Origin of the sequence: Sporosarcina sp. P32b (genome assembly GCF_002743335.1) — a bacterium.
Lineage (GTDB): Bacteria > Bacillota > Bacilli > Bacillales_A > Planococcaceae > Sporosarcina.
Window position 1 is genome coordinate 1 of the sequence record NZ_PDZB01000041.1, and the last position, 11,993, is coordinate 11,993.

Annotated in this window: 10 protein-coding genes; 6 read left to right on the forward strand and 4 right to left on the reverse strand. The window is 46.5% G+C overall.

Features of this window, described 5'->3' with window-relative positions; all coding sequences use genetic code 11:
* Nucleotides 1-533: 533 nt before the first annotated feature.
* Nucleotides 534-1,085: a YwpF family protein gene (locus tag CSV64_RS16095; RefSeq protein WP_369823549.1), complete on the reverse strand. Its 552-nt coding sequence runs from the start codon at nucleotides 1,083-1,085 to the stop codon at nucleotides 534-536.
* A gap of 145 nt (nucleotides 1,086-1,230) precedes the next feature.
* Between CSV64_RS16095 and CSV64_RS16100 the strand changes: the two genes are divergently transcribed.
* Both CSV64_RS16100 and CSV64_RS16710 read left to right on the forward strand, forming a co-directional pair.
* On the forward strand, nucleotides 1,231-1,644 hold the full coding sequence (locus CSV64_RS16100; RefSeq protein ID WP_099635615.1) for a single-stranded DNA-binding protein: 414 nt from the start codon (nucleotides 1,231-1,233) through the stop codon (nucleotides 1,642-1,644).
* A 336-nt stretch (nucleotides 1,645-1,980) separates the two neighbouring features.
* Nucleotides 1,981-2,139, forward strand: coding sequence for a hypothetical protein (locus tag CSV64_RS16710; protein WP_158233063.1), 159 nt, complete (start codon nucleotides 1,981-1,983; stop codon nucleotides 2,137-2,139).
* A 49-nt stretch (nucleotides 2,140-2,188) separates the two neighbouring features.
* On the opposite strand, the gene CSV64_RS16105 is transcribed toward CSV64_RS16710, so the two are convergent.
* The 3 genes from CSV64_RS16105 to CSV64_RS16115 all read right to left on the reverse strand — a co-directional run bounded on the left by CSV64_RS16105 (nucleotide 2,189) and on the right by CSV64_RS16115 (nucleotide 7,017).
* Nucleotides 2,189-4,930, reverse strand: coding sequence for a DEAD/DEAH box helicase (locus tag CSV64_RS16105; RefSeq protein ID WP_099635616.1), 2,742 nt, complete (start codon nucleotides 4,928-4,930; stop codon nucleotides 2,189-2,191).
* Complete coding sequence (locus tag CSV64_RS16110) at nucleotides 4,927-6,501, reverse strand: hypothetical protein (RefSeq protein ID WP_099635617.1); 1,575 nt, start codon at nucleotides 6,499-6,501, stop codon at nucleotides 4,927-4,929. The genes CSV64_RS16105 and CSV64_RS16110 overlap by 4 nt, the downstream gene beginning before the upstream one ends.
* Nucleotides 6,502-6,591: 90 nt before the next feature.
* Nucleotides 6,592-7,017, reverse strand: a complete 426-nt coding sequence (locus tag CSV64_RS16115) for a helix-turn-helix transcriptional regulator (protein WP_099635618.1) — start codon at nucleotides 7,015-7,017, stop codon at nucleotides 6,592-6,594.
* Nucleotides 7,018-7,183: 166 nt separating this feature from the next.
* Between CSV64_RS16115 and CSV64_RS16120 the strand changes: the two genes are divergently transcribed.
* The 4 genes from CSV64_RS16120 (at nucleotide 7,184) to CSV64_RS16135 (ending at nucleotide 11,660) form a co-directional block, all read left to right on the forward strand.
* Entirely contained in the window at nucleotides 7,184-7,516 is a 333-nt protein-coding gene (locus tag CSV64_RS16120; RefSeq protein WP_099635619.1) for a hypothetical protein, read from the forward strand.
* 158 nt (nucleotides 7,517-7,674) lie between these two features.
* On the forward strand, nucleotides 7,675-8,124 hold the full coding sequence (locus CSV64_RS16125; protein ID WP_099635620.1) for a transcriptional regulator: 450 nt from the start codon (nucleotides 7,675-7,677) through the stop codon (nucleotides 8,122-8,124).
* A gap of 925 nt (nucleotides 8,125-9,049) precedes the next feature.
* Entirely contained in the window at nucleotides 9,050-9,772 is a 723-nt protein-coding gene (locus tag CSV64_RS16130; protein WP_099635621.1) for a hypothetical protein, read from the forward strand.
* Nucleotide 9,773: 1 nt separating this feature from the next.
* A complete protein-coding gene (locus tag CSV64_RS16135; protein ID WP_099635622.1) occupies nucleotides 9,774-11,660 on the forward strand; it encodes a hypothetical protein in 1,887 nt (628 codons plus the stop codon).
* Nucleotides 11,661-11,993: the final 333 nt, after the last annotated feature.

Sequence of the window (11,993 nt, forward strand, 5' to 3'; positions counted from 1 at the left end):
GGTCTGATATCTGCTCAAACTCCGCGAGCCGCTCTATGTATCCTCCCAAGCGCTCTATCGCACGCGCCATTCGCTCAATGCACTTCGGCGAGTGCTCTATACATCCGCCTATCCGCTCAATGCCAGTATGCTAGTGCTCTATGTAGCCTCGTAACCGCTCAAACTCCGCGAGCCGCTCTATGTATTCTCCCAAGCGCTCTATCGCACGCGCCATTCGCTCAATGCACTTCGGCGAGTGCTCTATACATCCGCCTATCCGCTCAATGCCAGTATGCGAGTGCTCTATGTAGCCTCGTAACCGCTCAAACTCCGCGAGCCGCTCTATGTATCCTCCCAAGCGCTCTATCGCACGCGCCATTCGCTCAATGCACTTCGGCGAGTGCTCTATACATCCGCCTATCCGCTCAATGCCAGTGTACGAGTGCTCTATCAATCCTCGTATCCGCTCAATCCCCAGCCTCCCAAAACCTAAAAAAAAGCCACCCAAACAAGGGTAGCCCATCCATCGCAATCATCCATCCATCAAAACCCCATCACAACTTCGTCATCTCATCAAGCTCCGTATCACGCTTCAACCTCGGCCGATCCCACATAGCGGTTTGGAATTGCTCGAGCAACGCATCGCCTTCCAAACCTTCATCCAGCAACTCTTCCAACAAATGTTCCGGATACTTCGATCGGACACGCTTCAAACGGCCCTTCATTAACACGGAAATCCGGTCGCCAATTTGACGCCAGTTTTCCACTGCCACATCGAACGAAGCAGGCTCGTTGCCAGGATACGAAATCACGACGCGCACGGTCAGCAACGTCTCCTCAACTTTCCACTTATCCATAATGTCCTTATGCTTGGCGTCAATGAAAAGCTCAAGCACCCACAAGCGATGACTGTTCTCCTGGTTGATGATAATGCCGTCAAACAGCGGAAAGGCAAGCACGCCGCTCTCCTGAACCACTTCCACCGAAATCATTTTAAACGTCTTCAATTCCATCACCTCGGTACAATTTTCCCAAGTATAGCATAAAAATCTCAAAATACTCGAGAATTCAAAAATGCCGTATTGCTCGTCATACAGAAATCGCATACCACCGCGAAAACCCCGAAATTCCTTCGAATGAAAATTGAAAAACCACGCCGAAAATCCTATCAAAATTCAATTTTGCCGCTTTGCCAATAAGATCCTATGTAGATTACGATAAGGGCAGCACAAAGAAAGGAGGAACCAACTCGTGAACCAAGTGGCTTTAGTAGGGCGCATCACCAAAGACCTCGTATTAAAAGAACACGCATCAGGACGTGTCAACACCACGTTCGTCCTCGCTATCAATCGCAGCTTCAAAAACGCAAACGGGGAAGTGGCAACCGACTTCGTGTTGTGCTCCGTCTGGGGACGATCCGCCGAAAACCTAGTCCGTCACTGTGGCAAGGGATCACTCGTAGGCGTCAGTGGAAGTATTCAGACCCGGAACTACGAACGCGAAGATCGGTCGAAAGTATATGTCACGGAAGTCATGTGCAATGAGATCCGCTTCTTGTCGAAATCACCAAAAACACAACACGCAAAAATGAAAACGCATTCATCTACTGAGCCCAAACGTTTTGAAGAAGCAAAACCGGCCGAAACCGCACTACCTATTTTCTAACCAGTTCCAAAACGAAAGGGGGAGGGAGACCAGGGCAGATCCGCCGTCGCATATCCGTTGCTGATCAATTCCTGAAAAGAAATGGATGCCACACAACTGAAGAGAAATGAAAAAAGAGAAAACTACACGACACTACAAGCATATTCGCCAACTAGCATGACTCGGCAGAAGCAAGAGCGGGTGGGGACCCAATCCTCTGTGATGCCGGGAGTACATTCAGCATAGGAACTGAATCAATTTTACGCCAACTCATCCGTCGCTCGTTTTGTCGGAGACCACTTCCACGAAGCGAGCTGACGGCATTACATACCCGCTCATAGAAAGGATGAAGCCCACATGCACAGCACACCTATAGTCGCGCAAAAACTAGATATCCAGCGTCTCGAAGACCAGATTGGCCAGCTGATCCGCATTATTGCCAACCTAAACGAGCGCATCAATTACCTTGAAACAATCAACACCAACCCTTTCCTCCTACCCTCCGATGTAAAATGAATACAAAAAGACCTGCATCCGATTTCGATACAGGTCCAAATGGTCAATATTAATTAAACGTCAGCAAATCCTCGAGCTCTCGATCATTGAGCTCCGTCAACCACTGACTCGAATGAATCAAATCAGCTGACAATGCTGCCTTCTCGACGAGCATTTCGTCAATCTTTTCCTCGATCGTCCCGACAGTTACAAATTTATGCACATGCACGAATTTGGTCTGCCCGATACGGTACGCACGATCCGTTGCCTGGTTCTCCACAGCCGGATTCCACCAACGGTCTGCGTGCAATACGTGATTCGCCTGCGTCAGATTCAAGCCGGTGCCCCCAGCTTTTAATGACAGGATGAAAATCGGGAATTCCCCGTTTTGGAACGCCTCGACCAATGCATCACGCTGTCCTTTTGGCATACTACCCGTCAAGAACGGCACATCAATTCCGTGCAGCTCCGACAAGCATTGACGAATCATCTGCCCCATGCCGATATACTGCGTGAAGATCAAGCATTGCTCACCGTTCGCCGCAATCTCCGCTGCCATTGAAACGATTCGCGCCATTTTATTGGAACGCGTCGTCAACTCGGCAGCAGGGGCTGGCGGTTCTTTCAGGAATAATGCCGGATGGTTACATAATTGCTTCAAACGACTAAGCATTTTCAAGATCAAGCCTTTGCGCTCAAATCCAGTCAAAGTCTCAAGTTTGAATTTCGTCTCCGAAACAAAACTCTCATACAATGCCGCTTGCTCAGGCGTCAGCGGTACATACTCATTTTGCTCGAGCTTCTCAGGCAAGTTCAAGCGCAACTCCGGATCATTCTTCGTCCGGCGCATCATGAACGGCTGAATTCGTGCACGCAATTTCCGTTTCTCCGCTTCCAAATCATCACGCTCAATCGGCACGATGAACTCTTCACTAAATTTACGGAAACTGCCGAGATACCCTTTATGAATGAAATCAAAAATAGCCCATAACTCCGACAAACGGTTCTCGATCGGCGTACCTGTCAACGCGATATGATGTCGACCGCGTAACTTGCGGATTGCGCGAGACTGCTTCGTCTGTAAGTTTTTAATATTTTGCGCCTCATCAATAGAAACATTCGCAAACTCATACATCGACAGCATCTCGCCGTCTTGCGTAGCGGTACCATACGTCGTCAAAATAATATGCGCTTGACGCTTGTTTATGATATCCGCAAACTGTTCTTCACGCGCACGATTCGTTCCGTAATGTACATGTACTTTCAATGAAGGCGCGAAACGCTCAAGCTCCTTCTGCCAGTTACCCATAACACTCGTCGGGCAAATAATCAGCGAAGGGGAGTCCGTTTCCGGTAAATTATGCACATATAGCAAATACGCAATGAGCTGGACCGTTTTCCCAAGACCCATATCATCCGCCAACACCGCACCGAATTTATTATCACGCATGAAATGAAGCCACTCGAAACCTTCTTGCTGATACGGACGCAACTCGGCATGCAACGTCTCAGGTACCGGAACAGGCGGCAACCCTTTCTTGTCATGCAGCATATTCATCACTTTACGTAAAGACTGCTGCATCGAAAACGCTACTAACGAATCGTCTTCTTCCTCTTCGTCATAAACAGGCGCAATCTCTTCTGGCACTTCATTGAACAGCAAATCTTTCACTGTCCACTCACCGTCGTCCACTTGCTCCATCAACTCACGAATCCGTTTCAGCCACGCGGGATCCAAATGGAACCACTCGTCGCCTGCACGGATATACTCGCGGTTCTCATCAACCATCTTCTGGAACTGATCTTTGTCGATCTTTTCCCCAGCGAGTGAAAACTGCCAATCAAACGATAACACTTGATCGAGACTTGCTGACGAACGATACGACTGCATACCGGCAGACGTCCGAATCTTCAACTTTGTCTCGGTGACAGTCTTTAACCAAGCCGGCAAAATAACCGGATAATCAAATGCCTGACAAAGCGGTAGATCTTCCTGAATGAAAATCCGCACTTGTGCATCATTTAACGGCACATGCATAAACTGTCTCGGCTCATACCATTCGACAGAACGGAAAATCCCGACCATCTCGGCTTGACGTTCTTCAATATCTTCTGCATATGGTTTACGTTTCGCTGGCAAAGCATTTTCAATCGAGCCTGCAATTTTACCGATCGCTGGTGACCACTGTGCTCCGCGATCACTAATGAGGATCGTCTCAAGCAACCAATCCGTCTCATCGATATCCGGCTCCGTCAAACGAAGGGCTACGCGGAACGGTAACTTCGACTTCTCAGTATTCGGCCATCCGTACTGCTTGAAGTGTGGCAACAAAGCAGGGAAGTCTGCCATCGAGACACCAAGCGTCGCCAACTGTCCACGCATCGCAAGCGAGATATAGCGTCCAGCCTGCTCGGATAGATGGGTCTTGTCGAGATCAAACGACAGTCCAGATTCCGTCGCTTCAACATATGAAAACAACGCAGCGTCATTCCACAACGTTGCGGCTTCGCGAATGTCTGTCAGTACTTGTTGATCGCTTGAAGTCGCACCGGAGTATTGCACATACGGATGACTACCAGCCGAAAACAAGCGCAGTAACATGTCGATCGATACATCGAGCCAATTATCACGCTGCTCAACTAGCATGCCGTACATCGTAGGTTCATCCGAATAAAATAAATACGACACCAACATGTCCGCATCAATCTTGCGCGTTTCACCTGCGACATTTGCGGACACGACGAAGATGCCGTCCTGTCCTTCTTGTAACGTTAACTCTAATGAAAGTTGTAAGATGTTCGAATCGGTCATAGAAGTAGATTTCCTTTCTCCATCTCTTCCATCAGTGCACGCAGACGTGGAAATTGCTGGCGGACTGTATGGACATAACGGTTCCAAAATTCATTGCGACCATCGCGTTTCGCAGCAGTTTTCATTTGCTTCCACAAACGTACTGCACGGCGATAGCTATCTCGATTTTTCTCTTTAACTAATTTCAATGCTTCGGCATGCATGAGAGGGAACACCGCTTGCGAATCTTCCGCGAGTGCCGTCTTCATCGCCGAGCTATCGATCATATCGACGGATCCACGAGTTAAATGCATAAGCGCAGCCCATTCGGCGTAACGATTACGCTCGAATAAAAACTTGCCATACGCACGACTAGCTTCCGGTCCATATGATTGGAATAGTTGATCGCGTTGCGCTTCTGAAACATCCGATAGCGCTAGTAACTCATCGATATCCTCAGCAAATGCTGAACGGTTACGCGTCGCAAGTTGCTGATAATGCTCGGCTAAATGAGGAAGCAATTGCGGCATAATCGACTGCACGATATCAAAATCCTCATCTTCCTTCGCATAAAGCGCAAACGCCAACCACTGGGGAACAGCGGTAGCGTCTAGAGTATTCAGTTCTTCATCGAGCTCGTCAAAACGTCCTGACGTCAAATAGAGAAACGCACGGAACAATGGCGCGTCTTCTGCCGTTTCCTTTTGCAGGCGTTCAATCTCCTCTGTCAATTCAGCTTCATCGGAATACAGCTCAGTATAGACAAGACGGAACGCTTCAAAACGCTTCGAGAATAAACCATCTTCGTCTATTGCGAATGAATGAATCAAATCTTTCAACTTCACATGGAATGCATCCGTCTCAAATAGACGTGATTTCGAACTTAGCTGTTTAATACCCGCTTTAATTTCGGACATTTGTTCATTAAGCCAAATCGTCAGCTGCCATTTGCCGTAATGATAGGAATCGTTCGCTGAAAGCTCGCTTTTTAGGAAAGGCCACGCCGCCCGTAATAACGTTAGCTGATAGTACAGCGAAAAGAGCGGCTTCCATTCCCATTCAAAAGGAGAAAGCCGCGTCTTCTGGTGTTCAATTTTTGAAGCATAATGCAAGAATCCGGTCGGTCCGTCACTCGGACTCAACTCGGTTAGCGGCTTCACTAATGCGGATAATGCGTTCAACCAAGCTTCCGGCGTCCGCTCATTGATCGACAACTGTGTCTGCACAGTTCCTGACTGGCGCCATGTATTCAGCCAATCGGATAATGAATGAAACTGCGAGTACAAATGGAAAACGACCGCGATCTGATGCGCGCACCAGTCTCCGTCGGCACAAGTGCAGTAAGGCTCCATCGTCATGAAAGAAAGACGTGCAAATTCGGACTCTGTACCCGAAATATTAGCCATTAAGGATTGCTCGGTTTCCGTGTAGCGATACGCACCAATTGCGTTCATACGTACAAGTGAAGCAGCCTTGCGTATAATTTCCGCCTGTGCAGGGACAGACGGTTGAAATGTATGTTTAATATGATTCATGAATTCTTCGATTTGTGATTCGTGCATATTTGCGATACGTTCAATAGTGATGGCCACCGAATCCACTCCTTACTTAAGCATTCCTCCTATTATACCGTTTTTTTCAGTCCTTTACCACAACTTGAGGGGCATAAAAACAATCCATTTTCATTTACCTGTTTGATTATCGAACAACTGCATGAGGTTCAACATGCCTGACAGCAACAACTGGCGGTTTTCGTGGTCCAATGAATTTGCTCGTAAAATAAATTCTTTCAACAGTGGCTCGCTTTCAATTAATGATCCATACTGCGCTAGAAAACCTTTTTCATACGTGGCGGTACTGTCGAGCGTCTGATTCGAAAAAGGGCGTACCGTCTTTAACGGTTTGTCCAAAATCATCGCCAGCAACACGTCATCAGGTATATTATAAATTTTCTTTATAAGTGGCACTAAATAAATCGGGAAAACCCGTTCACTCGATTCGTATCTAGACATCGTCGCACCGTCGACTCCGAGATCCTCTGCCATCTGCTTTTGTGAAATATGTAAATACTCATCGCGGTATTCTCGTAATTGTGTTCCGAAACTCATTCTCATCACCCGTTTTTCTCGCCATCGTATAAGAAATGAATCCGGTATTTCGTGAAATTGTCATTTAAACAATGTGAATTGACGAAATGACAATTCTGAGGTTTTTCTACAAGATTATGAGAAGATTGTGATAAAAAATAGAAAGTAGGCGAAAGCGATAGAAAAAGTGCAATTGATTCTACACTTTCCACAATTACGTCACCGATTACAAAAACCAGAACCGGTTATCGCCAGTGAACTATGTTTCTTCGAGTCTCTCGAACAGTACTCCGAAAAATCCGTCCATGATCCGAATGGGAAAGTTTCATATTTGTATAACGTCACGCGTGACGAGATGATCTTCAAGCAAGTCGTCATCTCCTACACAAACAATCAAATGATCTTTTCTTACGAGAAAACAAATGTTGATGCAAGCGAAGAATTACTGGAACAATTGAAAGAGGGAAACATCGAGTATCAGCCGGTGTCCAAAATCTTTCTTGTAGGGCGTGATGAATAACCTAAAAAGCCGGCGTGATTCGCCACTATGACCGTTTTCTGAAAAATTCTCTTGGTATATTAGATGCTTTCCGACTCATATCATGCACAAAATCCTCTTCAATGTGATATATTAATAATAATCGGAAAATTCAAATTACTGAGGAGGAGGGGGAAGAAATGCTAGTCGTACAGCGAATCAAGCCATTTTTCACCAGGAAAGAAGAATTCAACTTGCGCCTTGTATTCGCTTATCAATATTTCTCGATTAAGCGAAATGATGAGGTATTCCAATTCATCCCCGCAGAAGGGAAGGAAATCGTTGTCAATACGAAAAGTCTGCAGATTGAGAATTTAGGAGAAGTATTCGTCTTTCAGCGAGGAAACCGGTTTATACGGATCCCACTTTATCAATTGTTGCTAGTTTCCGATTTACATTTGCATTTGTCGACTATACTCGAAGGAGCGATGGGATTGGAAGGCCATCTACAGGAAGAGTACATGCGTGAAGCGGACGGTTTGGTGGAGAAGTTGGAGCAAGATAATTGGGAGAGAATGGTAGATTATGCACTAGAAACGAAAAACCAACTCTTGTTCAAGGAGTTGATGGAAGGACTGCGTGTCATTTGATGATCACAAGAAAACGTTAAAAACACCTCAATTGGAAGCACATTTATGTGCGTCGACGTTGAGGTGTTTTTATGTGCGTCGTGTTATACGTTTTCTCATAGTGTCAGGAAATGGAGCGCCACTACGAATAGTCCCGATCCGCCCAGGCCTAGTGCAAAGTCTTGCCATGTAAACTCAATAGTCTTCTCTAAGTTCATCGCTCATCACTCCTTTTTGTAATTAGAGCCATCCGACCCTATTACTTCCTATTATATACTATTTCTTTAGATTAGAAACATTCAGATAATTAAATGAATCTAATGGACTAGGGTTTTTTTTTTGGAGAGGCTGGACGTAGGATACGTGAGGGGATTTGCGCTTCGGAGGGGACGCGTTCCGAAGGGCCCGCGGTGAGCCCCCTAGTCGCTGTGCTCCTTTAGTGGTCTCACCTGATCGGGCTGATCCTTCCGGAGTCGCCCCTCCTACGCTCCAATCCCTTGCAAACTGAGCGGGTGATACTAATCAAGGTTCATTGAAGTTCTGCTTGTAATCGCTTTTTCTGTTGGATTTTTACTTGAACTGAGCTAAGTTTGGATTTGGAAAAAAATACATACTATTTCTAGTGAGTGATCTACATCCATCCACTATAAAGGTAGGATTGAAGCGGAAGCTGGGGCGACTCCGGGAGGATCAGCGTGAGTTCGAGACCCTGGACTGAGCTGAAAGCGAGGGAAGCGGCTCGGGCCACGCCCTCCGGAAAGCGTCCCCAGCTGGAGCTTCAATCCTACTGTACTCACAAATTCACTCTCTAACTTTATTCGACGATACTACCAATTTCTGCAACAAAACAAGACATTCGTTGCAAATTCGCCATTTTTTGATAAAGTAAGAGAGATAGAAACTGATATAATCAGTCGAATAAGTTGGAGGCAAAGGAGAAGTACATATGTATTCTACTTACGGTTACTGGCGTTCACTAGTTTATCCTGACCGGCTTGCCGTTGAAATTGGGCAAAGCACCGTCACTGGATTCAAACGCCGTGTGTTTAGCGTATTCATTTTGGGCATCATCCTGTTCGTCCTCCGCGATATGTGGGGCATGAATACAGGAACGATGACGTATATCTTGGCGAACGGTTCGCTCGATGAATTCACCATCGGTCGCATCACCGCATTAGTCGGCGCCATACTCTGGGCCATCATCTACATGTCGTTCCATTTCTGGGGCGTCGCATGGATTTTAAGTATGCTGACGAAAATTCCGTTTAAGCCATTGCTGAAGTTGCAGCTAGTGGTCACGGGGTTATTATTAATTGAAAAACTCATCAATTTCCTGGTTTTCGCGGTTGCTGGAAAGTCAGCAGCGGTTTCGATTCTTTCATTCGGACCACTTGCGGTCACATTTTTGGATAATTGGTACATCATTCTTTTTGTCAATCAACTTACGATTTTCTCTGCATTGATCGTGGCGGTTCAGTATCGCTTCATCAGCTTCTCGAAAGTGGAAACGTCACTTGTCGGTGAAGAAGTTGTAGAGCATAAAGGAATCCGCAAGCACGCATTGTGGATGTTAATCGCCTTGCATGTGGTCTTTGCATTGATCACTGCGGCAGTTGGCTTTGCTCCCATCGAAAAAATGTTGAACTTGTTAATGATTGGGGGACTATAAGATGAAGACACAAAATATCATCGTGACGGTCCTCGTTACAGCATTCCTAGCATTGAACACGTATTTGGTGTTCGCTGAAAAAAGTGTCATCCCGAAAGCGCAGTACGTCAGTGAGTACGAACGGCTATCTGCGGATGACTACAAGAAAGAGCTCGACAAAGAAGGGTTCATTTCACCGAAAGATTTGCATACGATCTACCTGAAAGACGACCAAACCATTGATTCATGGCTCGTTCAAGAAGGGGAGACAGTGGACTTTGGAACGGAGCTCGCTTCATTGAAAGTGGATCATATCGATTCCAAGCGCAATGAACTCGAGTCGGAACTATCCGCGTTGCAAAATCAATCGTCTTCGATTTCACAAACGATCAGTAATCTCGAGTATGAACAGTCCTCAGCGGGCGGTTCGAAAAACGACAGCGATTACTATGACACAAACGACGATAAAAAAGTGCGTGTCAATTTGAATGTGGGCATTGAAGTGAGAGAAGACGGAACGTTTGCGCAAGCAATTGCGGAAGCGGAACGTGATCTCGCGGAAGTGCAACGGAAAACGGAAGTTGTTGAATCGCAGCTCGCGGAAATTCCGAATGAATCTGCATTGACGAGTCCGGTTAGCGGCTATGTCGTAGCAATCAAACGCGATAGCGAGTCACCATCGATCGATATTTACAGCACGGACCAAACGATTGTCACATACGTTCTCGACAACGAATGGCCAAACGTGGAAACGGGCGCGCCGGTAACTATCCAGCATGACTCGATTCACACACCGTTCACACCGAAAGTTGATCCGAATCAACAACCAGAAGATCAAGTGGAACCTGTAGAACCAGAAGGTATGGAAGACGGAACGAGCAGTACGAAAGGTAAATCCGTAGCGTCTCTATCTGCTGACGGCGTACCACCAAGCACCGTACCGTACGATGATCCGAAAACGGAAATCGACGGAACAGATGCAGAACCGCCAGCCGTTAATTCAAACGATGGATCAAATGCTCCGGAAGAAAATTTCGACGGCACATCCGGAAACCCGGACGGTTCAGTCGACAAGCCGGATGCACCGGTATCTACACCAGACAGCAGCATCGACAGTTCGAATAATGATTCAGGTACGGAAAACAAACCAGACACGGAGACAGCGCCAACTACAGAGACTCCGAATACGGATAGCACGACCAATCCCGATGCAACACCTGAAGCTACGCCGAATCCAGATGATGCAACAACAAATCCTGATGGAACAATCACGAACCCGGATGGCACTATTTCCAATCCAGAAGTAAACGATTCTCCTGAAGGTAAACCTGCTTTAACGAATAAAGAAAAGAAACTAGCAGAAGTCCAAGAACGCATCACACCGGACTATCCGAATGACATTTCGACCATTAATGGAGTCATCGTATCGGTATCCAAAGTGCCTGCGAAAGAAGACGAATGGCTAGAAGCGTATAAAGCCTTAGGCAATACACAAAAAGACAATCCACTAGCATATTACGAAGTACGCGTTGCACCGTACGACGAGCAAATGAACTTGCCGTTCGGCACAAATGTCAACACGTTTATTCAAACGAACGAAGCCAACCAAGTGGTGAGTGTTAAAACGAACTGGCTAACAGATAAATACGAAAACAATGCAAAAGTATGGACGCTAGACAACAACGGACGAGCAGTCCAAAACATCGTCGACGCACCATTCACATCCCTTGATCGAACAGTCCTCGCAACAGGCGTCGAACCAGGAATGGTCGCATTGCACAACGAAGATCTGGACAGCAGCCTCGAGCACCAATCTGTCTACCACCCACTTCCGCTCTATCTACCGGAATGGGACAAATGGAAAACGACACCTTGGCAAAACTATGTACGGTATTTGATTAAACGATAAAAAAACTGCCCTTTAGGGGCAGTTTTTTTCGTTTATTGTGGTGGTATGATCACGTGGACATTGAACTAAACTAAGCAAGGCGAAGCCGCCACCGCTGTGCCGCGCTCAAACCTTTCTTTAAGCGCTCTATATAAGATGTTATCCGCTCAATCTACGTTCGGAAATACTCTATCAAACCACGTATCCGCTCTACCCTCATGCTGAGTCGCTCTATCAACCGTGGGATCCGCTCATACGACCATGCGGTTGAACTAAATCAAGCAAGGCGAAGCCGCCGCGCTCAAACAAATCTTTAAACGCTCTATATAAGTTGTTATCCGCTCAATCTACGTG